This window comes from Billgrantia saliphila, assembly GCF_002930105.1.
Classification (GTDB): Bacteria; Pseudomonadota; Gammaproteobacteria; order Pseudomonadales; family Halomonadaceae; genus Halomonas; species Halomonas saliphila.
This window is the reverse complement of sequence record NZ_PJRN01000002.1, coordinates 123,540-148,667: the sequence shown is the minus strand read 5'-3', so window position 1 is coordinate 148,667 and position 25,128 is coordinate 123,540. Positions and strand designations below refer to the sequence as shown.

The following is a 25,128-nucleotide window of genomic DNA, read 5'->3' as shown; positions in this document are numbered from 1 at the left end:
TTGCGTTCCCATTTTTCCCGGTATAGAGTTCTACCTGCGAGCATTGGACTATAACAAGGCTTCGCTGCGGTCATGACCGGCCCAGGCGCTTCCTGAGAAGGAACCCAGCCAAGCACGGCGGGACCCATGCCCGGCAAGCTACCTGCACCGATCGCCGATCCGTGCAGTAACGATCGAAACAGTAAGCTAGTGAAAGGAACTATCGCGATGAAAAAGACACTGTTAGCGACTGCCATTGCCGGTGCCATGGTCTACGGCGCCACTTCTGCCCAAGCTGCCACCGTTTACGACCAGGACGGCACCCGTCTGGATGTCTACGGCCGTATTGCCATGGGTATCGCCGGCGGCGGTGACGAATACGACGGCGCGGGCAATGAGATCGACAATGGCGCCGAGTTTGTCGACGTCTATTCCCGCCTGGGCCTGCGCGGCCAGCAGCAGATCAACAGCGACCTGAGCGCCTTCGCTCACCTCGAGTGGCGCTTCCGTGCCGACGAGGCCGGCTCCAACGGTGTCAGCTCTTTCGATGCCTTCAGCGAGACCCGCCAGGCGTACCTTGGCCTGCGCAGCGCCTCCTTCGGTACCGTTCAGGCCGGTAACTTCGACAGCATGTACAACATGTTCGTCTCCAGCCCGTTCGATGTCTACATCGACCGCGGCCTCGAGTTCGCCAGTCATCGAACTCACTCCCGCGGTGACTCCATCGGCTACTACACCCCGGATCTGGGCGGCTTCCAGGCCTTCCTGCAGGCCAAGCACTACAGCGATCGCAATACCCTTGAAGCATCTGAAGCGTCTTCTGAAACCGTCACTCAGGGCGGTGTGAAGTACGAAGTGGGCGGCCTGCGCCTGGCGCTGGGTTATGTCGACGACGAGGCCATCGTGGATGCCAGCGGAGCTAGGTTGACCAACAGCAATGCGGTTGGCAACGACGAGGTACGCTACGGTGCCACTGCCGCCTACGCCTTCAACGACCAGTTCTCTGCTCGTCTGGGTTACGAAACCCGTGACGACAACGAGACTTACGGCGGCGGCTTCGACACTTGGGGCCTGGGTATGACCTATGCCATGGGTCAGTGGGCCTTTAACGCTGATGTCTACAACGTGGACTCAGAAGATGCTTCCGATGAGCGTCTGGCTTGGGCCGCTGGCACCTACTACAAGCTCGCTAGCAACTTCGACGTCTTCCTTGAGCTGCACCAGGCAGATCAGCCGGATGCCACTATCGGCTCCGGTGGTATCGAAGTTGATGATGGCTCTGACATGTACTGGCTGACCGGCGCTCGCTACCACTTCTAAGCGAGCCTCGCACAGCGAGATACGTCGAGCGATCGACGACAAACCGGCCCTTCGGGGCCGGTTTTTTATTGCCTCCATGTTCTCAACGGCATGGTTGATTTGCGTCAAGGAAGCTGAGCATTTGCCGGAAATGGCATGTTTCGCACGGGGTGACGCTGGCCGGTCGTGAGATGACCATCCACGACTACCCGGCGCTGGTGTCAGTGGCAGAGGAGAGGATGGTCCGCCAAGTCGTGCCAAGGCCAAGGTTACGGCTGTGGCTTGAAGCGAAAACGGCCACCGCGAAGGTGGCCGTTACTAGGTTTGGGGGGCTCGCCGCTTACAGACTGGAGCGCAGTTCGGGAGTGGCCAGAACGGCCTTCAGATGCGCGAGATCGCGCGAGACGTCGCTTTCGACGAACTCCGCCAGCAGCCGCTGTGCTTCCTGCTGGGCCGTGACTTGCACGTACTTTTCGTACGAAGCGATCGCAGCGTGGCAGTAGCGGCAATGCAGCACATCCGTTGGCTTCGGATTGGCTTTCCAGTAATTGCTACCGCTGCATTCGGGACATGCAACCTTCCTTGGACGTTGAAACATTCTGGCCTCCTGCCTGAAGTTCAAGTAATGGCGCTTTTATCCTAACACGGTTCCTCGTGTATGGGAGTCGTTCACGTCACCATCTTCATGGATGATGAGTCGTCGAGCGTAGCCCTCGTGGCTCCTTCTCCGTGGTCAGGCTGGCACCGATCTCGAGCAGACCAAGAATCACGTGCGGCAAGTACACGACGTCCGCAAAACCGAACAGCCAGGGTGAGATCAGCAGCAAGACACCACTGAGCAAGTCCATGATGAGGTGGGTCGGCATGGGAATGAGATGCATGAGCCCAAGCTCGTACTTCGTCATGATGGCTTGGGCCAGCATTACCACGCCCAGAATGATCGGCACCCACTGGGCGGCACCACCGGTGGCAAAGCCGAAAATGAAAGGCGCCACGATGAGCAGCAGACCCATCAGGTAATCGACCATTCCGTGTACACGAGTCGAGATGAAACGCATGGCTATCCTCCTTGTAAGCCAGGGGTCACAACCTCGGCATATACCGAAGTCTAATTCAGCATGGCATAGGAGGAGACTCTATATCTCGGATTATTGTGCGTTTATGTTGCGCCGGTTGACGAACCGTAAGCGCGCCGGAGTCGGGGTCATGTATTGCTTTTGCCTACGGTGTCGGCCACATGCGCGTTTCGCTCACCCATTCGCTCGTCTCCGCCCACCGTGGTATCGTGCTTTGTCTGATGTTCCATTTCGCTATTGAGCTCCGCTCCCATGAGTACAATGAACGCTGAGAGCCAGAACCACATCAGCAGTATGATGATCGCGCCCAGGGATCCGTAGGTTTCGTTGTAGCTGGAGAAATTGCGCACGTAGATTGAAAAAGCGATCGAGCCCACGATCCATAGCAGGACGGCAACGAACGAGCCGATGCTTGTCCACTGCCAGCGGGGTTTATCGCGATCCGGGCCATAACGATAAAGTACTGCAATTGCCAGCATGACAACGATCATCAGCAGTGGCCAGCGCACCAAGTTGACAAGGGTGCCGAAGACATCGGGCAGCCCGATTAGCTCGACGATGGCGGGGATGGCCGTAATGACGCCTAGCGTTACAAGCGTCATGAGAATCGCACCTAACGTCAGGATCAACTTCAGCGCCGTTCTTTTGATGACTCCCCGGTTTTCCTGTTCGTCGTAGATGATGTTCAGCCCTTCCATGAGCCCATCAATGCCTCGTGAAGCGCTATAGACAGCAAGCAATATCCCGAAAATGGCTGCCAGGCTCATGCCTACGCCAGCGTCCTGGCTGGCCTGCTCGGCCTGTTGCTGGATGATATCTGCGGCTTCTTCAGGAAGCAGATGACTGATGCTCGAGATTTGCTGAGTGATTTGTTGAGGATCGAACACGAGCGCCCAGATGGAGATAGTCGCCACGATGGCCGGAACGATGGCCAGCAGCCCATAGAAAGCAATGCCCGCTGCCACTATCGAGACATGATCACGGGCCATTTCTTCTTTGGTTCGCTTGAGAATATCCTTCCAGCCGGGCTTGGGTATCTGACCTGGACGGTCTGCTTGCCGCCCACGCTGGGAAGTTGCCGCGTTGCGGTTTGCCATGTTTCGTCCCTGAATAGCAAAGCAAGATTAGCTTCACATTAAAAAATAGGTAACGTGAATAGCTTCTGCAAAGCGCAAAGGGTTACGGTCTGTTGGAAAATGCAGGCATTCGTTCGCGCGGCGTTTAGCCTATCCTTGGCGCTACTTTAACTAACGTCAATGAAGATGTGACCTGCCTATCTTGGCTCGGAACATCAGAGTCATTTTTTGGTAAACGGAAGTCTCAAACGCTTGCTGCTACATTAGCTTGCAAAATAGGGTAAGAAGAGGCTTGCGGAAAAATCGATCACGAAGGGGGTTGCTGGTGCCCCCACCAGGATTCGAACCTGGGACCTTCCCCTTAGGAGGGGGACGCTCTATCCAGCTGAGCTATGGGGGCCGTACGGCTGCGCATTATACGGGCTCAGGGCGGCAAGATAAACCGGTCGGGCTTGGACCCGCCAGGCGCGGAGGGACGGATGCGGATCGAGGAATACCAACGATATGACGGACTCGGTCTGGCACAGTTGCTGCGCGTCGGAGAAGTGAGCCGGGCGGAGGTGTTCGAGGCTGCCTGCCTGGCCATCGAGCGAAACGACCCGCGACTTCATGCGCTGGTGCGCACTCGCTTCGAGCGGGCGCGGCTAGAGCTGGAAGCGATCGATACCGCCGCTCCCTTCGCCGGGGTACCGACCCTGACCAAGGACCTGCTCACGGCACTCGCAGGGGAGCCGTTGGCCTTCGGCAGCGCGGCGTTGGCCGAGTGGAAGGCGCCGGCTGATTCGACTCTCGTTTCCCGCCTGCGCCTGGCAGGTTTCGTCATCCTCGGTCAGACGGCCACCCCCGAACTGGGTCTGATGGGGATCACCGAGCCTCGAGCGTTTCCCCATCCGGTGAACCCGTGGCAGCCCTCGTATTCTCCCGGCGGCTCCAGCGGCGGGGCGGCCGCGGCGGTGGCCGGAGGGCTGGTGCCACTGGCGATGGGCGGCGACGGGGGCGGTTCGATCCGCATTCCCGCCAGCTATTGCGGCCTGTTCGGCCTCAAGCCCTCGCGCGGGCGCGTGCCGCAGGGGCCGCTATATGCCGGAGTGTGGCAGGGTGCGGTGGTGGAGCACGCCGTAACCCGTAGCGTGCGTGACAGCGCGGCACTGCTCGATGCAATCAACGGCATGGACCGGGGCGCCTCTTGCCCGCTGCCACAAGAGCGAGGATTCCTGGCAGCGCTGGAGAGGCCGCCCGAGTCGCTGCGAGTGGCGGTGTCGCTGGGCGAACCGCTCGGCGGGCCGCTGGGTACCGTGATCCATCCCGAAGTACGCCTGGCGGTCGAGCGTGCCGCAAGCCAATTGGATTCGCTCGGCCATCGAGTGGAATGGGCCGACCCGCCCGTCGATGGCGCGCGTCTGGCCAGTGCCTACCTGACTCTCTACCTGGGGCATGTCAGCGCCGACCTGGCCTGGATCGCCCACGAGACCGGTGTGCCCGTGCCACGCCTGGCCATCGAACCCTCGACCCGTGCCATCGGCCGCCTGGGCCGGCATCTGCCGGTACGCGACTACGAGCTGGCCAAGCGCGACTGGAACGCGGCGGCGCGTGCCATGGGCGAATTTCATGACCGTTTCGATGTGCTCGTGATGCCGGTGACGGCGGCGCCCGCGCCGCGCCTGGGAGAGCACTATCCGAGCCCGGCGCGGGAGCGGCTGATGTCGCTGCTGGCACTACCCGGCGTGGCCCGGCTGGCACTCAAGGCGGGGGCGCTCGACCACTTGACGCGGGATGCGCTGGCTCGCACGCCTTTCACCCAGCTCGCCAACCTGACCGGCCAGCCGGCCATGTCACTGCCGCTGCATGTCACGCCGGAGGGCCTTCCGGTGGGTGTGCAGGTGCTGGGCGGCATGGGCGACGAGCGTCGCTTGCTGGCGTTGGCCGCGCAGGTGGAAGCCGCTACGCCCTGGGCGCCGCGCCTGCCCATGGCCACGCGCGTTTCGTCACCCGGCCGTGGCGAGTAGAATGCGCGGCACAGCCGCCGCTCGAGTTGCCCCATGTCCGATCCTACATCGCTTTCGCCGGCCGGCGATCGTCACTTCGATGGCCTGGCCGATAAGTTCGCCGGCAGCCTCTACGGCGGCCCGCGCGGGGCGCTGCGCCTGGCCCTGCTCGACCGGCTGCTGCCGGAGATGCTCGCCCTCGACGGCCAGCCGATGCTCGACGTGGGGGGCGGCCTGGGTCAACTGGCTGCCTGGTTCGCCCGGCGCGGGCACGCGGTAACGCTGCTCGAGCCCGCCCGGGACATGCTCGAGCGGGCCCGGCTCGAACTCGAGGGCCTGCCGGTACGCTACGTGGAGGCCTCGCTGCAGGATTTGCCCAGCCGGGCCGCCGGCCCCTGGCCGCTGATCACTTGCCACGCGGTGCTGGAGTGGATGCACGATCCCCGTACGGCGCTGAACATCCTGGCCGGCCGGCTCGCTCCGGGCGGGCAGCTGTCGCTGATGGTGTTCAACCGCGATGCCCTGCGATTCTCCAATGTGGTCAAGGGTAACCTGCAGAAGGCGCTGGACGATCGCCTGGAGGGCACCGGCAAGCGTCAGCGCCTGACTCCCATCTCGCCTCTGAGTCATGAGTGGATCGTCGCCTGGAGCCGCGAGTGCGGGCTATCGCTCCAGGCGGTGGCCGGGATTCGCGTCTTCCATGACTATCTGCGCCAGCCGCCGGCGAGCGAAGCCGACTGGGAGCGGCTGGTGGCGCTGGAGCAGCGCTATTGCCGCAGCGAGCCGCACTGGCGCCTGGGGCGCTACCTGCTCTATACGTTCGTCGCCGGCGAGGCTGCCTCGCCAGCCAAGGAGGAGCCTGTCCGATGAGTGCCGAGACTCCCGTCTGTCAGCTGTTGGAGCGTCAAGACCTCGACTACCGCGGTTGGCTCTGGGTGGCGCCGCCGCGGGATGCCTGGTTGGAGGGCGGGGAGGGCAGCGTGCTCAGCGGCGATCATGGCGTACTGAAGGCGTGGCGTGAGCGGGGTCGCCCGGCGTTTTCTCCCTTCGATGGCCCCGAGGTTGCCGAGCCGCCCGGCGCGGTGCTGTTCTGGCCCAAGAGCCATGCGCTGGGCGAATGGTGGCTACTATGGCTGTGCGCCGGGTTGCCGGAAGGCACTCCGCTGCAGGTGGTGGGGGAGAACCAGGGCGGCATCAAGCGCGTGCTCAAGGTACTGGCGGCGCTCGGGCTTGGCTGTCGCAAGCGCGACAGCGCCCGGCGCTGCCTTCTGGTCGAGACGCGCCTGGGGCGGGTGGGGATCGAGCCCGAGGCCGCCTGGACGGCGTTCGAGGCCGAGGGAATGACGCTTGCCAGCCACCCGGGGGTGTTCGGCCACGGCAAGCTCGATGACGGTACCCGTTTGCTGCTGGAGACCCTTCCCGGCGTGCTGCCGGGCTCCAGCGGTGCGAGCGATGTCCTCGACATGGGCTGCGGCGACGGCATTCTCTCGGCCTGGCTGGCGCGCCGTGGCCACGCCGTGACGGCGGTGGACGTCAACCTCTTCGCCGTGGAGGCGGCCCGGCGCACCCTGGCCGCCAACGGGCTCGCTGGGCACACCCTGGCCAGCGATGTCTACTCGGCGCTGCCGGCTCGCCGCTTTGCCGCCATCGTCAGCAACCCGCCGTTCCATCAGGAGCGCAGCATCGACTACGGTCCGGCGGGCCGCTTGATTCGCGAGGCGCCCGCACACTTGCAACCGGGGGGGCAGCTCGTACTGGTGGCCAATGCCTTCCTGCCCTATGCGGATCTGCTGCAGCAGGCCTTCGGCGGATTCGAGATTCTTGCCGACGACCGTCGCTTTCGAGTCTATCGGGCCTGCCTGGCCGGGTCGCGGTAGCCGATCTCGGTGATCACGTAGGTGGTGTTGCCGGCCGGTGCCGCCACGGTGAACTCGTCGTCCAGGGACTTGCCCAGCAAGGCCTTGGCCAGCGGAGCGTCGACGCTGATCCAGCGCTTGGCCGTATCGGTCTCGTCATGGCCCACGATACGTATCTTCATCTCCTCGCCGTCCTCGTCCTCCAGCGTGACGAAGGCGCCGAAATAGACCCGACCGGTATCCGCCGGGAGGCGATCCACCACCTGCAATTCGTCGAGCCGCTTGGTCAGGTAGCGGATGCGCGCGATGACCCGATTGAGCTCTTTCTTGTTGTAGGTGTAGTCGGCGTTCTCGCTGCGATCGCCCAGCGCGGCGGCTTCGCCGACCTTGGCCGATAGGGCGGGGCGCTTGATCCGCGACAGGTGATCGAGGATGCCGCGCAGGCGCTCGGCGCCCTCGGCCGTGATCAGGTTGCTCTTCGGCTCCTGGCGCGGATCCTTGGCCGGGTCGCGCCAGCGCGTCATGTTGCGGCCTTTCATGCCGTTTCTATCCTCCTTCGGTCGCGGTGACGACAAGAGAGGCAACATACGTCATTCCCTGTTGTGGAGCCAGGCGGGGTGAAGAGAACTGGCGTATCATTCAAACGTTCGTTACATTTTGAGTGCGGCAGTGCCGTACCCCAAGAACAATCCTCGATGGATAAGGAAGGAGTCTGGACATGCTACGACGTCAGCTCATCGGTGCCGCCCTGGGTGCCGGTCTACTGCTCGCCCCGTTTGCCGGAGCTTTGGCATGGGAGAGCGAGGTGGAGTCGCTCAAGCAGCGCTGGGAACAGATCAACACGCAGCAAGCCGAGGGCGAGCGCCGCGCCGCGCTGAAATCGCTGTCCGACGAGGCCGAGAGTGTGGCGGAGGCCAACGCAGGTGAGGCTCAGCCACTGGTCTGGTACGGCATCATCGAGGCCTCTCATGCGCGGGAGCGCAGCGGCCTGGGGGCGCTCAGCAGTGCCCGCAGCGCGCGCAAGGCGCTGGAGCAGGCCATCGAGCTCGACCCGCAGGGCGGCAACGGCTCGGCCTACGTCACGCTGGGGGCGCTCTATGACCGTGCCCCGGGCCGCCCGCTCGGCTTCGGCAACAGCGATACCGCCGAGCGCATGTTTCAGCGAGCGCTGGAGATCCGCCCCGACGGCATCGACGTGAATTACTATTATGCGGCTTTCCTCGAGGACGAGGGACGCCTGGATGAGGCTCGCGAGCACGCGCGTCGTGCCGTGGAAGGCACGGCACGCGAGGATCGCCAGGCTTCCGACGAGGCCCTGCGCGAGCAGGCTCGCCGCCTGCAGTCGCGGCTCTGAGCCACGCCCGTCACTGCGGCGGTTGGCATACCCGCCCGGGGTCATGATAATGGTCGCCATTCGTCGATTCGGAGAATCGCATGACCGACAACCGTGACCATGGACGAAATGTCGACCGCCTTCCCTCGTTCAACAGCAGCGACGCCGAGCTGATCGAGCGTCGCTGCCTGCATCAGGGCTTTTTCCGCCTGGATGAGGTACATCTGCGCCATCGGCTCTTCGAGGGCGGCTGGAGCGATGAAGTCGTGCGCGAGGTGCACCATCGCCACGATGCCGTGGGGGTGCTGCTGTACGACCCCGAGCGCGACGCCGTGGTGCTGGTGGAGCAGATCCGGGCCGGTGCCATGGACGATCCCGTTTCGCCGTGGAAGCTCGAAGTCGTGGCCGGCCTGGTCGAGACCGGTGAGAATGCGGCCGAGGTGGCGCGGCGCGAGGCGCTGGAGGAGGCCAACTGCGAGGTCAACGAGCTGATCGAACTGCACACCTACTATCCCAGCCCCGGTGCCTGCGACGAGCGGGTCACGCTGTTCTGTGCTCTGGTCGACTGCGATGGACTGGGCGGCGTGCACGGGTTGGAGGAAGAACATGAAGACATCCGTGTCCACGTGCTACCGTTTAATCGCGCCTGGGAACTCTTGCAGGCGGGTCGACTCGACAATGCCATGTGTCTGATCGCCTTCTACTGGCTGGCAGGCGAACGAGCATCTTTACGAGCAAGGGGGTAGCGTGGCGAGAACCGCCTATGTCACCGATCTGAAGAGCCTGCAGGGCGAATGCAGCGCCAACTACCTGCGTCTGACGCGCCTGCTGGGCGATCTCGGCGAGGGCGAGACGCTCGAGCTCGAGCTGAGCGGCAAGCGTGGCCGCTTCGGTACTCTTTGGCTGTCGGTGCTTGAGCAGGCGCCTTATACCACTATCGCTCGGGTGAGCCAGAGCGGCCTCATGGATGCGGTCATCGAACCGCCGCGCATGCGCGTGCACCTCTATCACGACGTGCGCATGGCCGAGGTCACCGATTTCCAGCGCGAGCGCCATTTCAACGGCCGCTATCGCTATCCCAACGTGCGCATGTTCCAGCCCGACGAGAAGCTGCAGCTCAACCGCTTTCTCGGCGAGTGGCTGGCCCATGGCCTGGCCCACGGCCACCCGACCAGCGTGACGGAACTGCCGGGATGATGCGCCTGGTCCAGATCAGCGACTGTCATCTGCACGCCGATCCCTGGGCCCGTTCACGTGCCGGTTTTCCCCTGCGCCAGCTCGAGGCCGTTGTCGAGGCCGTGCGTGGCGAGCGTCCGGACGTCGTATTGGTGACCGGTGACGTCAGCCAGGACGAGACGGCGGGGTCCTATGAATTGGCCGAGCAGGCGTTGTCGCGGCTGGAGTGCCCCTGGTTTTGGCTGGGAGGCAATCACGATCAGCCCTCGCTGATGGCGGACGTGCACGCTGTTCACGAGGAGATCGATCTCGACCGCTGGCGCTTGTTGATCGCCGATACCGGCGTCAAGGGCCAGGCCCACGGCGAGCTGGGCGAGGAGCGCCTGGCGCGGCTCGCCGAGCGCCTGGGCGAGGATGAGCGACCGACATTGCTGGCGATGCATCACCCGCCCGTTGTCGTCGGGTCGGCCTGGCTGGATCGGATCGGGCTTAAGGATCGCGACGCGCTGTGGCAGACCCTGGCACCATTTCCTCAACTGAAGCTGATCCTGTGCGGTCATATCCATCAGGCGTTCCACGCTCGCCAGGCGCTGCCCGACGGCGAAGTGGCGATCTATGGCTGCCCCTCCACCACCGACCAGTTCCTGCCCGGCGCCGAGGACTTTGCTGTCGACGAGGCTTCGCGCCCCGGTTACCGGATCGTGGATCTGCAGGCTGACGAATGGCTCACTTGGGTGGAGCGGGTCGATCTCTAGCGAATATTCTTTTTTGAGCTAAAAAGATAGGTAATCATTCTTTTACGTTATTTCCGGCCTGACGTTACCCTGTCTCGCATGATTCCCTTTGCCCATCGTCATGCGAGGTACCCGGGCCGATGACCAGTCTCCATGCTCCCGAGAAGAAGCCGGCCGACGAGATCGCCGGCAAGTCGGCATCCCTGCCCCATCGCCGCCTGACCCACCTCCAGCAGCTTGAGGCCGAGTCGATCCACATCATCCGCGAGGTGGCGGCCGAATTCCGTAACCCGGTGATGCTCTACTCGATCGGCAAGGACTCCTCGGTGATGCTGCACTTGGCGCGCAAGGCTTTCTATCCCGGGCCGCCGCCGTTTCCGCTGATGCACATCAACACCACCTGGAAGTTCCGCGAGATGATCGCCTTCCGCGATCGCATGGCGGCCGAGTCCGGCATGGAGTTGATCGAGTACATCAACGAGGAGGGTCGTGCTGCTGGCATCAACCCGTTCGATCACGGCTCCAGCGGCTACACCGACGTGATGAAGACCCAAGCGCTCAAGCAGGCGCTGGACAAGTACGGCTTCGATGCCGCCTTCGGCGGCGCCCGTCGCGACGAGGAGGCCAGCCGCGCCAAGGAGCGCGTGTTCTCGTTTCGCGACAGATACCATCGCTGGGACCCCAAGAACCAGCGTCCCGAACTGTGGAATCTGTACAACGCGCGGGTCAACAAGGGCGAATCGATTCGTGCCTTCCCGCTCTCCAACTGGACCGAGCTCGATATCTGGCAGTACATCCACCTCGAGCGGATTCCCATCGTGCCGCTCTACTATGCCGCTCCGCGCCCGGTGGTCGAGCGCGACGGCATGCTGGTCATGGTCGACGACGAGCGCCTGCCGCTCGAGCCCGGCGAAGTGCCGCAGGAGAAGTGGGTACGCTTCCGCACCCTGGGCTGCTACCCGCTGACCGGCGCGGTGGAATCGAAGGCGGACACGCTGCCGGAGATCATCCAGGAAATGCTGCTCACCCGTACCAGCGAGCGCAGTGGCCGCGCCATCGACCACGACCAGGCGGGCTCGATGGAAAAGAAAAAGCGTGAGGGCTATTTCTGATGGCACATCAATCGACACTGATCGCCGACAACATCGAGCAGTACCTGCACGAGCACGAGAACAAGGACCTGCTGCGCTTCATCACCTGCGGCAGCGTGGACGACGGCAAGTCGACCCTGATCGGAAGGCTGCTGCACGACTCCAAGATGATCTTCGACGATCACCTGGCGGCGATAACGCGTGACTCGAAGAAGAGCGGTACCACCGGCGACGCCGTGGATCTGGCGCTGCTGGTGGATGGGCTGCAGTCGGAGCGCGAGCAGGGCATCACCATCGACGTTGCCTACCGTTTTTTCTCCACCGACAAGCGCAAGTTCATCATTGCCGACACTCCGGGCCATGAGCAGTACACCCGCAACATGGCCACCGGGGCCTCCACCGCCAACCTGGCGATCATTCTGATCGACGCGCGTTACGGCGTGCAGACCCAGACCCGCCGGCACAGCTTCATTGCCGATTTGTTGGGCATCAAGCACCTGGTCATCGCGGTCAACAAGATGGACCTGGTGGACTTTTCGCAGGCGCGTTTCGACGAAATCGTCGCCGACTACCGTCGCTTTGCCGAGCAGCTCTCGGTGCGAGACCTGCACTTCGTGCCGATCTCGGCGCTGGAGGGTGACAACGTGGTCAACCGCAGCGACCGGACGCCATGGTATCGCCACGGTAACGAGGCCGGACCGGCGCTGCTCGAGCTGCTGGAAACGGTGGAGGTCACCCGTGATCGCAACCTGGTGGACCTGCGCTTTCCGGTGCAGTACGTCAACCGGCCCAATCTCGACTTCCGCGGCTATGCCGGCACGCTGGAGGCCGGCGTGCTGCGCCCCGGCCTGGTCGTTAAGGCGCTGCCATCGGGCAAGACCAGTCGTGTCGAACGTGTGGTGACCTATGACGGCGACCTGGAGGCGGCCTGGCCCGGCCAGGCGGTGACCGTCACGCTGGAGGACGAGATCGACATCTCTCGCGGTGACTGGATCGTGGCCGAGGATGCCGAGGTGGCGCTCGCCAACGCCTTCGACGCCGACATCGTCTGGATGCACGAGCAGCCGCTGCTGCCGGGACGACAGTACGACATTCGCCTGGCGGGTCGCTCGGTGGCGGGGCAGGTGAGTGCCATCCAGCATCAGGTAGATGTCAACACGCTGGAGCGGCATGCCGCCGAGCGCCTCGAGCTCAACGCCATCGCCCGTTGCCGGGTCGAGCTGACCGCCGAGGTGCCGCTCGACCCCTACGAGCAGAGCCCCGGTACCGGCAGCTTCATCATCATCGACCGGCTTTCCAACGTCACCGTGGGCGCGGGGATGATCCGTGCGGCCGCCGAGGCGGGGCAGCCTGCTCGGAGCGAGGTCGACTGGGCGGCTTTCGAGATCGAGCTGAACGCGTTGATTCGTCGCCACTTCCCCCATTGGGAAGCCAGGGATGTGCGCGAGCTGCTCAAGCACTGAAAGATGCAGGTTAACGAAGCGTCTCTTTCTAACGGTTGATCTCGTCTCCCGATCCTCCACACTGTAGGTGACCCGGTCATTGGGCCGGGTCACGTCGAGTGTCAGGGAGGACGCTATGGACCCACGCCAAGAAAGACCGAGCCTTCACGGATCACGGGGCGCCGGGCGAGGCGGCCAATGGTAGGTCGGCGTCGAGCCGGGGGCTTCCTGCGACGTCTGCTGCGCATCGCGGCACGGCCCATGTGGGGCGATCGTGGACGCGGCGGTTGTTTCGTGCACCCGTACCGCGGCTATGGCTCGCGTAGCGAAGTGTTCCTGATGGGCCGGGTCTTTCGCCAGACGGCGCTGAGCGATCGCATTCCCCGCTACGGTGTCCTGCGCGATTTGGCGGATTTACTCCGACGAATCATCCGTCGCGGGCTGCCTGAAGTGGATGTGGAAGTGAGCCTGGGCGAGAACGTCACGACCGTGACCACCGACCGCGACGGTTACTTCGACGTGCATCTTCCCCTCGAGCGTCCGCTGCCGGCGGATACCGCCTGGCACCATGCCGAGCTGCACGTGGTGCTACCCGAGGCGAAGCCGGTCCACTCCTTCGCCGAGGTCTACATACCGCCGGCGGATGCCGATCTGCTGGTGATCAGTGATATCGACGACACGGTGATGTATACCGGGGTGGCCAACAAGCTGCGCATGTTGCACCGCCTGTTCGTCAAGCAGGCGCACCAGCGCATGGCCTTTCCCGGCGCGGCGGCGTTGTACCAGGCGCTGCACGCGGGGGCGAGCGGGCATGCCAAACGGCCGATCCTTTATGTGTCCCGCGGGCCCTGGAGCATCTACGAAATGCTCGAGGAGTTCTTTCAGCTCAACCGCATCCCCGTCGGGCCGATCCTGTTCCTGCGCGAGTGGGGCATCTCCTGGCGCAAGCCATGGCCGCGCCGTGCCGAGGATCACAAGTACGACATGATCCTGCACATGCTGTCGATGCGCGACGATCTGCCCTGCGTGCTGATCGGGGACAGCGGCCAGCACGATCCCGAGGTTTATACGCGAATCGTGCATGAATTCCCCGAGCGGGTCCGCGCGGTCTATATACGGCGGGTCGAGCGCAAGCCTGATCGTGAGCGCGCCATCGACCGACTGCGCGACGAGATCCGCCATACCGGCTGCGATCTGATGCTGGCCGAAGACAGCGTCGCCATGGCCGAGCATGCCTTCGAGCAAAATCTCATCTCCCAAACGGGGCTGGAAAAGGTGCGCCGGGAATCCTCCCGATAGCTCGATTTAGCGTCACGGATTCGCTCTGTCGAGCCTTTTGACACCCAGCGAAAGCGTTACGCTATGTATCGATTTCTTGCGTTTTTGTTCATTACCCTGCGCTTGACGCAAGGGGCTTCGTGAATTGACGTTGAAGCCCGCGCACTATCAATACCGAGGTGCCCACATGACCACAATTGTATGGGATGGAACGACTCTCGCGACGGATTCGCTGATTAGTGTCAATGGCTCGACCTACAACCACGCGCAGAAGCTGTTCCAGCTCGACAGCGGTGAGTGGGTGGCCTTCGCCGGCGAACAGCAGGAGTGGTGGGAGGTCATGGAATGGCTCAATGCCGGGGCACCAAGGGATGCCAAGCCTCACGTAACGCGTGTTGAAATGATCATTGCCGGCCCAGACGGGGTCTTCGAAATGTTCAACAAGCTGGTGCGAATCCCGGTTCACGGCCCGGTTGCCTATGGCACTGGCTGGAAGTGGGCGCTGGCCGCTATCGATCACGGCAAGAGCGCCATCGAAGCGGTCGGGTACGCCATCACCCGCGACCACGACACCGGCGGTGAGGTGCAGTCGGTCACGCCCGCGACGCGGGCCGGCATGCCTTTCGAGACGCTGATGCGCGACGTCGAGACGACACCCGCCGAGGCGCAGTTCTCATAGCCTCTCGATCGCGTCTGGTATCGCGCTAGCGGACAGTACGAAGCCCCGGCCAAGGCCGGGGCTTCGCCGTCTGCACTTCGCTCAGGGAGCCAGCAATACCAGCGGTGCGTTATCCGTTCGCGATACGCTGACGTCCAGTTCGGCATCGAAGACGCGGGCCAGGCAGCCCGGCGTGAGTACGGCCTCGGGCGTGCCGGCGGCGATGCGCTCGCCGCGCTCCAGCAGCCAGACCCGGTGGGCATAGCGCGCCGCCAGGTTGAGATCGTGCAGCACGCAGCAGACGGTCATGCGCTGCACCTCCACCAGGCGGCGCAGCAGGCGCATCAGCCGTTGCTGCTGACCGATGTCCAGTGCGCTGGTCGGCTCGTCGAGCAACAGCATGCCGCCCAGCGGCATGCCCGCGATACTCCCCAGCCCCAATTGACAGAGCGCCCGGGCCACCATGACGCGCTGGGTCTCTCCTCCCGAAAGGTGCTGCGCCCCGCGCGCTGCCAGCGGTTGCAGGTCGAGCAGAGACAGCGCTGCCTCGACTTCGTCCGGTGCGGCATCGCTGCCCAGGGCCACCAGATCGCGCACCGGCCAGTCGAAGCCGAGGGTGAGCTTCTGCGCCACCAGGGCCCTGCGGCGCGCAAGTTGCCTGGGATCCCAGCAATGCAGCGGCACGCCGCCCAGGCAGACGCTGCCGCGATCCGGGCGGCGGTATCCCGATAGCAGCGTGAGCAATGTACTCTTGCCGGCACCGTTGGGGCCGACGATGGCGAGCAGTTCGCCAGGCTGGAGCCGGTCGCTGATGGGGGCGAGCGAAGGGGACGCGATGAAGCCGGCATTGTACAGGGTCAGCATGGCATCCTCCGTTTGAGCAGCAGCCACAGGAAGTAGGGGCCGCCGAGAAGGCTGGTGATCAGCCCCACCGGTATCTCGGCGGGACTCGCCAGAGTGCGGGCCAGCGTATCCGCCACGATCAACAGCAGGGCGCCGCCCAGCATCGAGGCGGGCAGCAGCAGCCGGTGTCCCGGTCCCAGCCACAGGCGCAGGCAGTGCGGCACGAGCAGCCCAAGAAAGCCGATGATGCCGGCCAGCGCCACGCAGAGCCCGACACCCAGCGCCGTGGCCAGTACCACCCGGCGCTTGAGTCGTGGGGCGTCGAGCCCGGCGCCGTGGGCGGTCAGTTCGCCGAGCTGCAGCAGATCGAGCCCCGGGGCGCTGCGCAGTAGCCACCAGAGCGCCGGCGGAATGCCGATCAGGGCACCGAGCGCAGCGCTCCACAGCGCATGCGACAGGCTGCCCATGCCCCACAGGCTGAGCTGGCGCAGCTGCTCGTCGCTGGCGATGAAGGCCATCACGCCGCCAAGCGCGCCGGCCAGGGTATTGATCGCCAGGCCCGCGAGCAGCAGAGTGAACAGCGCTTCCTGGCCGCGCTGGCGCTCGCCCAGCGCGAACACCAGCACGCACACGCCCAGTGCGCCGAGAAAGCCGGCCAGGAACTGTCCGTACAGCCCCAAGGCGCCGGCGGCACCCTCCAGCAACACGACCCACAGCGCCACTGCGAGCCCCGCGCCGCTGGCCAGGCCCAGCAGGGTCGGATCGGCCAGCGGATTGCGGAACAACCCCTGCATGGCCGCACCGCTACCGGCCAGCATGGCGCCGATGAGGGCAGCCAGGATCAGCCGTGGCAGGCGCAACTGCCACCACACCTGCCAGGCGAGCGGAGCTGGCCAGTCGCCGAGCAGCACCTTGGGCGATAGCCCGACGCTGCCGCTCATGGCGGCAATCATCAGCGCCAGCAGCGTGGCCAGGGCCAGCGCGGTGAGCACTGTGGCGGGAGGACGTGTCAGTCGGCGTTCAACCCGGGGGCGCCAGCGGAGGGGAGAGGCAAGGCTACGACTCATCTGCGACTCTCCCGCAGGCTTCCCTGATATGGTCGTTCGCGTCCTCCGTCGCCGCATGCAGGGCGCGGTGGAGCGCGATCAGCGCGGTCGGGGTACGCGGCCCGAAGCCGAGCAGGGCCTGGTCGTCGCAGACGATCAGGGCGCGTTCGCGCCCCGCCGGGGTCATGGCTAGTCCCGGCAACTGCCATAGCCGGGCCGTGCCGCCGATGCCCTCGAGACCGCTGCGGGTGGCGATCACCACCTCCGGTGAACGGGCCACCAGCGCCTCGGCGCCCACCGCCTTGTAGCCGCCGAACTGCTCGAAGGCGTTACGTCCGCCGGCGGCCTCGATCACGACCTGGCCCGCGGTGTCCCGGCCCGCCGCCATGGGTGTCATGCCGCTGTGACTGAGCAGAAACATGGCACGCGGAGCGACTGACTGGGTGGCGTTGCGCAGTTCCTCAAGGCGAGCGAGATCCGCCTCGATGTCGGCCACCAGCGCTTCGCCATGACGCTCGCGCTCGACGGCTCGAGCCACGGCCCGAACCTTGTCGGGCAGCGCCGCGAGGTTGGCTCCTTGTTCGACGCGCACGACTTCGACGCCGGCGACTTCAAGCTGCGCAAGCACCTCTCGAGGCCCGGCCGCCGCGGCGGCGAGCACGCGCTCGGGGGCCAGTGACAGTACCCCTTCCGCCGCCAGGTGTCGCAGATAGCCCACCGAGGGCAGGGCGGCGACTGCCGCGGGATACTGACTGGTATCGTCGCGTCCCACCACGCCTCCCAGTGCATCGAGGGCGGCCATGATCTCGGCGATGTCGCTGCCGATTACCACGCTGCGTGGAGTCGAGTCGGCAAATGCCACCTGCCAGCCTGGCCACAGGCAGGCCACCAGCGTCACGACCAGACGCAGGTGGCGAGTCGGGGTCATGCCGCGACCTCCCGGGCGTCGAGATCGTCCAACAGTTGTCGCCACTCATCTCTCTCGACCTGGCCCTCGCGTCGCTCGGCGTAGATCTGGAGCACCAACCCGCCCTGAGCGTCGAAGAGCTCCAGGCTGGTGACGCCACCGTCGCGGTTGGGCTTGTGCACCTGCCAGGCCGTGACGATGCCGGCATCGTTCAGGTGCAGCGTGAAGTCGTCGTCGAACAAGTTGAGCCAGCCGCGCATGCGCTGGGGCGCCGGAATGCGGCCGGTGCGGATCTGTACGCAGCCGGGGCTGGCCACGAACAGCATCAGCGGCAATCCGCTCTCGGCGGCCCGGTGCAGGGCCTGAGCGCAGGCCGCGGGCGAAAGCGCTCGCGTGAAGCGTCCCTCCATCAGAGCGTTGGCTTCGTGTCGGCGCAGCGCATGGCGTCGCAGCAGGGTCAGGAATTGGTGGACGTTCCGCATGCGCGACCATTCATCGGCAAGCGTGGGGATCTGCGGCAGGGGGCGCGGCTGCGGCTCGGCGAGCTGGGTGAAGGCGGGTGCCTGCGTGTCGCCCAGCGCCTCGAGAGCTTGCCAAGCCGCCAGCGCGTCAGTTGCCAGGGAGAAGATCTTGTGCAGGGCGCGGCCGTGGCGATCGAAAACCTGCAGGCTCAGTCGCGTCTCGCCGTCGCCCACGGCATTGGGCAACTGATCGCGAATCAGGCAGGCCCAGTGCCACCGGGCCAGATGCAGGCGCAAATCGAGCCTGCCCGGATCGAGCAGCAGGCCGGCCTGCTCCGAGCCGCGCAGTGCGGGATATTGCCCCTTCTGCTCGAGTACGGCATGGCGCGAGCGGGTCAACGCCTTGACCTGGCCCAGTTGCTGGAAGCGTGCAGCCAGCGCATGGGGCGACAGCGGCAGCGTGAGCACGTCGCGGCCGAGCCGCGCGGCCTGTAGCTCGCCCTCGCTGATGCCGAGGCGCTGGGCGATGTCCCGCGCCGGCAAGTGCGGAGTTGCGGCACGGGTGGCGTCGAGGGCGTCGAGAATGGCTTGTCGGGTCTGTGTCGTTGCGTTCATGAAAACTCCTTCACCACTGCAGACTGACGTTGGCGAGCAGGCTGCGACCGTCACCGAGGCTGCCGTCGGGGCGGTACCACTCCTTGTCGGCGACATTGCGCAGCTTGAGCGATGCGCTGAGCATGGGCGTGAACTGCCAGGCCAGCTGCAGGTCGTGCAGGCCGTAGCCGGGCAGCGTTTCGTCGTCGCTTGCCTGTTCGTTGAAGGATTGTGCGAAGCGGCCGCGCCACCCCAGGACCAGGTTCGGGTGGGCGAGGTGATAGTCGAGGCCGGTCAGCGCCTCCAGCGGGGTCAGGCTGCCTAGCGGCTCGCCGCTGTCGCGGTCGCGCCCGCTGACCTCGGCGAGGCCCACGAAGGCCGTGACGGGAGCGCCCGAAGGCGACCAGTCGAGGCGCGCGTCATAGCCCCAAAGCTGGGCGCGATTGACGTTAACGTCTTGAGTGGTGCCGGCGAAGATGTCGACCACGGTGTCGATGAAGTCCTCGGCTCGGGTATCGAAATAGCTGGCGCGCAGCCCCCAGTCGCCGAAGCGCCAGGCCAGGCCGCTCTCCCAGCTCTTGCTGGTCTCCGGCTTCAGGTCGGGGTTGGGCACCCAGAAGTTGTCGGGAACGCAGACGAAGGGACCCATGCAGAAGCCGCCGAAGTGCCGCTCGTCGGCATAAAGCTCCGAGAGGGTGGGGGCGCGGAAGGCCTCGGCGTATCCGCTGTAGAACATCAGGTCGTCGCTCGGCCTCCAGGCCAGCCTCAGACGCGGCGAGAGCCGGCTCTCGTCGCTCTCGCGGCCTTCGTTGTCCTCGGCGCGGTAATGGTCGTGGCGCGCACCCAGGCCGAGGTCGAACTCGCCGACACCGCCATCGTCGAGGTAGCGGCCCACGGTGAGCGTGTCGTCGAGATAGAACGCGGTGCTATCGATATCCGCGTCGGGGAACCCCGAGGCGGTGCCTCCCGGGCGCTGGGTGGCGCGGCTCGCCTCGGCGCCGAAGGCCAGCGTCTGCGACAGCCAGCCGTGCTCGAGGCGATGATAGCCGTCGCTCTGCACGCCGAGTCGCTGCAAGGTACGCTCCGCCGCGGGCTCCTCGACCTCCTGGCGACTCAGGGTGACACGTGTATCGAGCTGGGTGACGGCGGCGGGCGACCAGCGATGTCCGAGCTGTACGTTGTCGCTGGTGGTATCGCGATCGCGTAGAGCGTCGTTCTCGACGGTCAGGCTTTGCGGATTAGGCGGCTGCTCGGCATTTTCCCGATAGTGCTGCCAATTGGCGAAGAGGCGGTGGTCGTCACTGAGGCGCCAGCCGCCCTTGGCCAGCAGGCTGTTCAGGCTGGCGTCCTCCGGCGTGGTCTGGCCGCCGGCGCGCCGGATGTCGCCGGATTCGCTGCGCCCGATGGCGAGCAGGCCGTCGACGGGGCCGGCGGCGGTATCGCGTCGGCCGAACAGGGTCAACGTTGCGCCGAGCTCGTCGCTGGCCGTGGCGCCGCGCAGCGAGAGGCGTGCGCCACGCGTCTCGCCCGGGCGCAACAGGTCCTCGGCGTCCACCGTCTCGAAGCTGACCACGCCGCCCATGGCATTGCTGCCGTAGAGGCTCGACAGCGCGCCGCGGGCGATCTGCACCTCGCGCAGCAGCGCAGGGTCGACGAAGAAGTTGCCGATGTGGCCGGTGTCGATGTCCTGCCGCACGCCGTCGAGGCGCACCAACACGCCGCTCCTGTCGAAGCCGCGCAGGCTCAGTGTCTGGCCGTTGCGCCGTCCCTGGCCGGCCACGTGCAGGCCGGGCTGGTCGGCGAGAATGTCCTCCACCCGCGATGCGGTGGAGAGCGCCGGGTCGTCCCGCCCGATCACGTCAATGATCAGCGGTGCGCGAAAGGTGTCGGTGGGGGTTCGGGTGCCGGTCACCACCAGCGGAGGCAGCTCGGGCTGCATTGCCGGTGTCATCGGGGCCGCCTGGCCTTGGGCCAGCGGTGACAGGAGGAACAGCGCCAGGGCGCCGGTACAGCTCGTTGCTCGCTTCATGTTCCTGAAGTTCCCTTGTCGAATCAGGCGATGAGCGGCTGGCTGGGTGGCGTGGGCTACCTGGCTGGCGTTGTCGTCGGGGTTAGGAGGTCAGTATCAACTTGCCGTTGCGGGTTTCGCGCAGTTGATAGCGCTTGCCGCGGTGTTCGATGATGAGTTGGCCCTGTGCGTCGAGCAGGGCGCTGCTCTCGACGATGCCGGGTGGACGCGATGCGTCACCGGACGCCGCGGTTGGCGCGCGTGGTGTGGATGGGTCCGGGGATGTTGCGCACATGGCGAGGGCCTGATGGGTTATTGTATCAAACGCGAATAATTATTGTTTGTATGGAGTGTGGCGTCAAGTCTCCTCTTCGCGACAACGAGAACCGGGAACGGGTACGCTGGTCCTAAACGTGACAACGAACCGAGTTTCCTACGCCCATGATCGTTCTGCTGATCGCCCTGTTGCTGGCCATCTTTCTCCTGCCCAACGTCTGGGCGCGCTGGGTGCTGGCGCGTCACTCCCGCGGCCGCGACGACTATCCCGGCACCGGCGCCGAGCTGGCCGACCACTTGCTGCGCCGTCTCGGTATCGAAGGGGTCAAGGTGGAGATGACCGAGCAGGGCGACCATTACGATCCCGAGGCGCGGCGGGTGCGCCTCTCTCGCGAGCACTACGAAGGGCGATCGCTCACCGCGGTAACGGTCGCCGCCCACGAGGTGGGCCATGCGATCCAGCATCACGAAGGCTACGCGCCGCTGATCGCCCGGGCGCGCATGGTCGGCGTGGCGCAGCGGGCCGAGAAGCTCGGCGCCCTGCTGATGATGGCGGCCCCCTTCCTGTTCGTGCTGACGCGTCTGCCGGGTGGCCTTGCCATCGTGGTGGCGGCCGCGGTGATCAGCTTCGGTACGGCGGCCCTCGTCCATCTGGTTACCCTGCCGGTGGAGTTCGACGCCAGCTTTCAGCGCGCCCTGCCGCTGCTCAAGGAGTATGTGCCTCCTTACGACATGCCCGGCGCGCGCCATGTGCTGACCGCCTGCGCCTTTACCTACGTAGCGGCATCGTTGGCGAGCATCCTTAACTTGGGGCGTTGGCTGGTGATCCTTCGTCGCTGACCCACACCACACCTTGAGCGTAAGCGGCGCGAGTTTCTACAGTTCTGGGAGCAGTGCCCGACCTTCAAGGAGGAGGTGCGATCATGACGACTCCCCAGGATTTCGTGCGTGACAACGCCATACCGCTTGCCGGCCGTAGTACCGATTACGACGGCCTGCTGGATCAGGTGGGTGAGCGCTCACTGGTACTGCTCGGCGAGGCGTCCCACGGCACCGCCGAGTTCTACCGCATGCGCGCCGAGATCACCCGGCGCCTGATCCGCGAGAAGGGCTTCGAGGCGGTCATCGTGGAGGCCGACTGGCCCGATGCGCTACGGCTCAATCGCTATACGCGCGGCGAAGGCGACGATTCACTGAAAACGGCCTTCGACGACTTCCAGCGTTTTCCCCAGTGGATGTGGCGCAATACCGAGGTGCGCGACTTCATCGGCTGGCTCAAGGAGCACAATGCGGACCTGCCTGCCGAGCGTCAGGTTGGCTTCCATGGCCTGGACATCTACAGCCTGCACCGCTCGGCGGAGGCGGTGATCGAGTATCTCGAGGGCATCGACCCCGAGCAGGCGCGCCTCGCCCGCGAGGGCTACGGCTGTCTCGATCACGGTGGTGACCCGGTTCGCTATGGGCACGATGCCGCCTTCGGCCTGAGCCGAATCTGCGAGGATGCCGCCGTGCGCCTGCTCGCCGACTTGCTCGAAAAATCGAGCGGTTACCTGCATGAAGATGGCCGGTGCTCGCAGGACGAGCAGTTCTTCGCCGAACAGAACGCCCGAGTGGTGGTCAATGCGGAGCATTATTATCGCGCCATGTTTGGCTCCCGGGTGGATACCTGGAACCTGCGCGATGAGCACATGACCGACACCATCGTCGAGCTGCGCGAACACCTGCGTCGCCAGGGCGGCCAGGGCAAGGTGGTGGTGTGGGCGCATAACTCGCACCTGGGCGATGCCTCGTTCACCGACATGGGCTGGCACCGCGGCCAGCACAACGTCGGCCAGCTGGTGCGCCACCGTTTCGGTGCCGACCAGGCGCTGCTGGTGGGCTTCACCACCCATACCGGTTTCGTCTCGGCCGCCCGCGACTGGGACGGCCCGGTGGAGCATCGCAAGGTCAGGCCCTCCATGGCAGGCAGTGTCGAGCGGCTGTTCCACGATAGCGGTGTCGGCGATTTCTACTTGTCGCTCGGCGAGCGTGCCGCGCCGCTGAAGGAACCGCTATGGGAACGCGCCATCGGCGTGATCTACCGCCCCGAGTCGGAACGCATCAGCCACTATTTCCAGACATCGGTGGCCGATCAGTTCGACGCCGTCTTCCATGTAGACGAGACTCGCGCCGTGGAACCGTTCGACAAGGGCGAGCTGTGGCGGCCCGAGGAAGTCCCCGATACCTATCCCTTCGGGATCTAGCTCGGTCGTTCGGCCATGACTACGGCCCGACGCGGCGCGGGATAGCCTTCCCGGGTGCGCGTCGGGTCATTCGGATCGAGGAAGTCGGCCAGCGACTGGAAGGTCATCCACTCGGTGGAGCGCTGCTCGTCGAGTGAAGTGGGCGCTTCGTCCACCATCCGCACGTTGTCGAAGCCGCAGCGCACGAGCCACTGACACAGCGCCTTGGACGAGGGCAGAAAGTAGACGTTGGGCATGGCGGCATAGCGCTCGCCGGGCAGTAGCACGGTGGTCTCGTCGCCTTCCACCACCAGCGTTTCCAGCACCAGTTCGCCACCGGGACGCAGGGCATCCTTCAGCTGCAGCAGATGCTCCAGCGGCGAGGGTCTGTGGTAGAGCACGCCCATGGAGAACACCGTATCGAAGAAGGCGAGCTTCTCGGGCACGTCCTCGACGCCCACCGGCAGGAAGTGGGTGCGCCCATTGTCGGCATCGCCGACAAAATGGCGCAGGGCCTGGAACTGGTAGTAGAAGCGTGGCGAGGGGTCGATCACCAGCACGAAGGCCGCTCCCGCGCCGGCCATGCGCCAGGCGTGGTAGCCGCTGCCGCCGCCCACGTCGAGCACGCGACGGCCGGCCAGCGGGGCCAGGTGCGGGGCGACCCGCCGCCACTTCCAGTCGGAGCGCCACTCGGTATCGATATGAATGCCGGCCAGCGAATAGGGGCCCTTGCGCCAAGGCATCAGCTTGCGCAGCAGATTCTCGCACTGGCGGCGCTGGCTGTCGTCGAGCCGACAGTCGACCGTCACTATGTCGCAGTCCAGCCGTACGCCGCGAGCTTGGGGCAGGGTGGGCAGCTTGGCCACCGCCTTTTCCCAGGCCGGCAGATCGCCGTAGCGCCTGCGGTCGAGTCCGCGCGCCATCTGCGCGGGCAGGCGCGAGAGCCAGGTATCCAGGCCCTGGTCGATGAAGGCGCGATAGAGCGGGCGCTGTTCGGGAGGAATCGCCACGTCAGGCCTCCTTGAACGCGACCAGCGAGGCGAAGTTGAGGTACTGAAACCAGGTCAGCGAGCGCGAGAAGCCGGCGCGGGTCAGACGGTCGTGATGCGCCTCGAGGGTGTCCGGCACCAGTACGTTCTCCAGCGCAGTGCGCTTCTGGCTGATCTCGAGGTCGCTGTAGCCGTTGGCCCGCTTGAAATCGTGGTAGCGCTCCACCCGCCAGGCGTTGTCGCGCTCGTCGGGATCCACCACTTTCTCCGAAAGCACCAAGACGCCCCCCGGCTCCAACGCTGCATAGAGGCGAGCCAGCAGGCTTTCGCGATCCGCGGGCGGCAGGAACTGCAGGGTGAAGTTGAGGATAACCATGCCCGACGGCTCATAGTCCAGATTGCGGATATCGCCTTCGATGACCTCGATGGCATGCCGGGGGCACTCTTCCGCCAGCGTCTCACGAGCGCGGGCGACCATCGCCGGCGAGATGTCCACCGCGGTGAGACGGAAGGCATCCGGGGGGAGTTGACCAGCGAGCGCCAGGCTGGCGGCGCCCAGCGAGCAACCCAGGTCGTAGACGTGGGCGCCATGACGCAGGTGACGGGCGGCAATCAGCCCCAGCATGCCCAGTATCTGGCCGTAGCCCGGCACCGAGCGGCGGATCATGTCGGGAAAGCAGGCCACCACCCGCTCGTCGAAGGAGAAGCGCGCCACTTTATCCAGGGGTGTGGTGAAGATCGCGTCGCGATAAGATGCGTCACTCATGATAGGGCCGGTTGCATGGGTCAGGCCCGCATT

26 protein-coding genes and 1 tRNA gene are annotated in these 25,128 nt (G+C 65.2%); 14 read left to right on the top strand and 13 right to left on the bottom strand.

From position 1 onward, the window contains the following. Positions 1-207: 207 nt before the first annotated feature. Positions 208-1,299 (top strand): porin, encoded by a 1,092-nt coding sequence (locus CYJ07_RS02815; RefSeq protein ID WP_104202155.1) that lies wholly within the window; start codon positions 208-210, stop codon positions 1,297-1,299. Positions 1,300-1,618: 319 nt separating this feature from the next. Here the strand turns inward: CYJ07_RS02815 and CYJ07_RS02810 are convergent, their stop codons facing one another. The 4 genes from CYJ07_RS02810 to CYJ07_RS02795 all read right to left on the bottom strand — a co-directional run bounded on the left by CYJ07_RS02810 (position 1,619) and on the right by CYJ07_RS02795 (position 3,830). Next, positions 1,619-1,876: a hypothetical protein gene (locus CYJ07_RS02810; protein ID WP_104202154.1), complete on the bottom strand. Its 258-nt coding sequence runs from the start codon at positions 1,874-1,876 to the stop codon at positions 1,619-1,621. 85 nt (positions 1,877-1,961) lie between these two features. Further along, complete coding sequence (locus CYJ07_RS02805; protein ID WP_104202153.1) at positions 1,962-2,336, bottom strand: SPW repeat domain-containing protein; 375 nt, start codon at positions 2,334-2,336, stop codon at positions 1,962-1,964. A gap of 146 nt (positions 2,337-2,482) precedes the next feature. Continuing rightward, complete coding sequence (locus tag CYJ07_RS02800) at positions 2,483-3,451, bottom strand: YihY/virulence factor BrkB family protein (protein ID WP_104202152.1); 969 nt, start codon at positions 3,449-3,451, stop codon at positions 2,483-2,485. 302 nt (positions 3,452-3,753) lie between these two features. Then, a tRNA-Arg gene (locus CYJ07_RS02795) sits at positions 3,754-3,830 on the bottom strand. Between the two features lie 79 nt (positions 3,831-3,909). Between CYJ07_RS02795 and CYJ07_RS02790 the strand changes: the two genes are divergently transcribed. Genes CYJ07_RS02790 through CYJ07_RS02780 form a run of 3 tightly spaced genes read left to right on the top strand, consistent with a single transcriptional unit; the run spans position 3,910 to position 7,292 of the window. Continuing rightward, positions 3,910-5,436 (top strand): amidase, encoded by a 1,527-nt coding sequence (locus CYJ07_RS02790; RefSeq protein ID WP_104202151.1) that lies wholly within the window; start codon positions 3,910-3,912, stop codon positions 5,434-5,436. A 33-nt stretch (positions 5,437-5,469) separates the two neighbouring features. Then, positions 5,470-6,285: a methyltransferase domain-containing protein gene (locus CYJ07_RS02785; RefSeq protein ID WP_104202150.1), complete on the top strand. Its 816-nt coding sequence runs from the start codon at positions 5,470-5,472 to the stop codon at positions 6,283-6,285. After that, complete coding sequence (locus tag CYJ07_RS02780; protein WP_104202149.1) at positions 6,282-7,292, top strand: methyltransferase; 1,011 nt, start codon at positions 6,282-6,284, stop codon at positions 7,290-7,292. Before CYJ07_RS02785 ends, CYJ07_RS02780 begins: the two co-directional genes overlap by 4 nt. On the opposite strand, the gene greB is transcribed toward CYJ07_RS02780, so the two are convergent. Then, entirely contained in the window at positions 7,262-7,810 is a 549-nt protein-coding gene (gene greB / locus CYJ07_RS02775; protein WP_104202148.1) for a transcription elongation factor GreB, read from the bottom strand. The genes CYJ07_RS02780 and greB overlap by 31 nt on opposite strands. A gap of 179 nt (positions 7,811-7,989) precedes the next feature. On the opposite strand from greB, the gene CYJ07_RS02770 reads away from it, so the two are divergent. From CYJ07_RS02770 to CYJ07_RS02735, 8 genes are all read left to right on the top strand, one after another. Further along, positions 7,990-8,625, top strand: a complete 636-nt coding sequence (locus CYJ07_RS02770; protein WP_104202147.1) for a tetratricopeptide repeat protein — start codon at positions 7,990-7,992, stop codon at positions 8,623-8,625. Positions 8,626-8,705: 80 nt separating this feature from the next. Next, positions 8,706-9,350 (top strand): NUDIX domain-containing protein, encoded by a 645-nt coding sequence (locus CYJ07_RS02765; RefSeq protein ID WP_104202146.1) that lies wholly within the window; start codon positions 8,706-8,708, stop codon positions 9,348-9,350. A 1-nt stretch (position 9,351) separates the two neighbouring features. After that, positions 9,352-9,801, top strand: coding sequence for a DUF1249 domain-containing protein (locus CYJ07_RS02760; RefSeq protein WP_104202145.1), 450 nt, complete (start codon positions 9,352-9,354; stop codon positions 9,799-9,801). Further along, positions 9,801-10,535: a metallophosphoesterase gene (locus CYJ07_RS02755; RefSeq protein WP_104202341.1), complete on the top strand. Its 735-nt coding sequence runs from the start codon at positions 9,801-9,803 to the stop codon at positions 10,533-10,535. Before CYJ07_RS02760 ends, CYJ07_RS02755 begins: the two co-directional genes overlap by 1 nt. A gap of 119 nt (positions 10,536-10,654) precedes the next feature. After that, positions 10,655-11,626 (top strand): sulfate adenylyltransferase subunit CysD, encoded by a 972-nt coding sequence (cysD, locus tag CYJ07_RS02750; protein ID WP_231489512.1) that lies wholly within the window; start codon positions 10,655-10,657, stop codon positions 11,624-11,626. Further along, positions 11,626-13,068, top strand: coding sequence for a sulfate adenylyltransferase subunit CysN (gene cysN / locus CYJ07_RS02745; protein ID WP_104202144.1), 1,443 nt, complete (start codon positions 11,626-11,628; stop codon positions 13,066-13,068). Before cysD ends, cysN begins: the two co-directional genes overlap by 1 nt. Before the next feature lie 177 nt (positions 13,069-13,245). Then, positions 13,246-14,346: an App1 family protein gene (locus tag CYJ07_RS02740; protein ID WP_231489511.1), complete on the top strand. Its 1,101-nt coding sequence runs from the start codon at positions 13,246-13,248 to the stop codon at positions 14,344-14,346. 166 nt (positions 14,347-14,512) lie between these two features. Then, positions 14,513-15,004, top strand: coding sequence for a 20S proteasome subunit A/B (locus CYJ07_RS02735; protein ID WP_104202143.1), 492 nt, complete (start codon positions 14,513-14,515; stop codon positions 15,002-15,004). An 81-nt stretch (positions 15,005-15,085) separates the two neighbouring features. On the opposite strand, the gene CYJ07_RS02730 is transcribed toward CYJ07_RS02735, so the two are convergent. From CYJ07_RS02730 to hemP, 6 genes are all read right to left on the bottom strand, one after another. Then, positions 15,086-15,847 (bottom strand): ATP-binding cassette domain-containing protein, encoded by a 762-nt coding sequence (locus CYJ07_RS02730; RefSeq protein WP_104202142.1) that lies wholly within the window; start codon positions 15,845-15,847, stop codon positions 15,086-15,088. After that, the gene (locus tag CYJ07_RS02725) at positions 15,841-16,893 is read right to left on the bottom strand and encodes a FecCD family ABC transporter permease (protein ID WP_104202141.1); all 1,053 of its coding nucleotides are present in this window, start codon (positions 16,891-16,893) and stop codon (positions 15,841-15,843) included. Before CYJ07_RS02725 ends, CYJ07_RS02730 begins: the two co-directional genes overlap by 7 nt. Next, on the bottom strand, positions 16,883-17,800 hold the full coding sequence (locus CYJ07_RS02720) for a heme/hemin ABC transporter substrate-binding protein (RefSeq protein ID WP_104202140.1): 918 nt from the start codon (positions 17,798-17,800) through the stop codon (positions 16,883-16,885). Before CYJ07_RS02720 ends, CYJ07_RS02725 begins: the two co-directional genes overlap by 11 nt. Beyond that, entirely contained in the window at positions 17,797-18,855 is a 1,059-nt protein-coding gene (locus CYJ07_RS02715) for a hemin-degrading factor (RefSeq protein WP_104202139.1), read from the bottom strand. The genes CYJ07_RS02720 and CYJ07_RS02715 overlap by 4 nt, the downstream gene beginning before the upstream one ends. A gap of 10 nt (positions 18,856-18,865) precedes the next feature. After that, the gene (locus CYJ07_RS02710) at positions 18,866-20,863 is read right to left on the bottom strand and encodes a TonB-dependent receptor domain-containing protein (protein WP_104202138.1); all 1,998 of its coding nucleotides are present in this window, start codon (positions 20,861-20,863) and stop codon (positions 18,866-18,868) included. Positions 20,864-20,945: 82 nt separating this feature from the next. After that, positions 20,946-21,137: a hemin uptake protein HemP gene (gene hemP, locus CYJ07_RS02705; protein ID WP_104202137.1), complete on the bottom strand. Its 192-nt coding sequence runs from the start codon at positions 21,135-21,137 to the stop codon at positions 20,946-20,948. A gap of 146 nt (positions 21,138-21,283) precedes the next feature. Between hemP and CYJ07_RS02700 the strand changes: the two genes are divergently transcribed. Both CYJ07_RS02700 and CYJ07_RS02695 read left to right on the top strand, forming a co-directional pair. Next, positions 21,284-21,958: a zinc metallopeptidase gene (locus CYJ07_RS02700; protein ID WP_104202136.1), complete on the top strand. Its 675-nt coding sequence runs from the start codon at positions 21,284-21,286 to the stop codon at positions 21,956-21,958. An 83-nt stretch (positions 21,959-22,041) separates the two neighbouring features. Beyond that, entirely contained in the window at positions 22,042-23,361 is a 1,320-nt protein-coding gene (locus CYJ07_RS02695; RefSeq protein ID WP_104202135.1) for an erythromycin esterase family protein, read from the top strand. Here the strand turns inward: CYJ07_RS02695 and cmoB are convergent. Both cmoB and cmoA read right to left on the bottom strand, forming a co-directional pair. Then, positions 23,358-24,350 (bottom strand): tRNA 5-methoxyuridine(34)/uridine 5-oxyacetic acid(34) synthase CmoB, encoded by a 993-nt coding sequence (gene cmoB, locus CYJ07_RS02690; RefSeq protein WP_104202134.1) that lies wholly within the window; start codon positions 24,348-24,350, stop codon positions 23,358-23,360. The two genes, CYJ07_RS02695 and cmoB, sit on opposite strands and share 4 nt — an antisense overlap. Before the next feature lies 1 nt (position 24,351). Next, a complete protein-coding gene (gene cmoA, locus CYJ07_RS02685; protein ID WP_104202133.1) occupies positions 24,352-25,095 on the bottom strand; it encodes a carboxy-S-adenosyl-L-methionine synthase CmoA in 744 nt (247 codons plus the stop codon). Positions 25,096-25,128 lie beyond the last annotated feature (33 nt).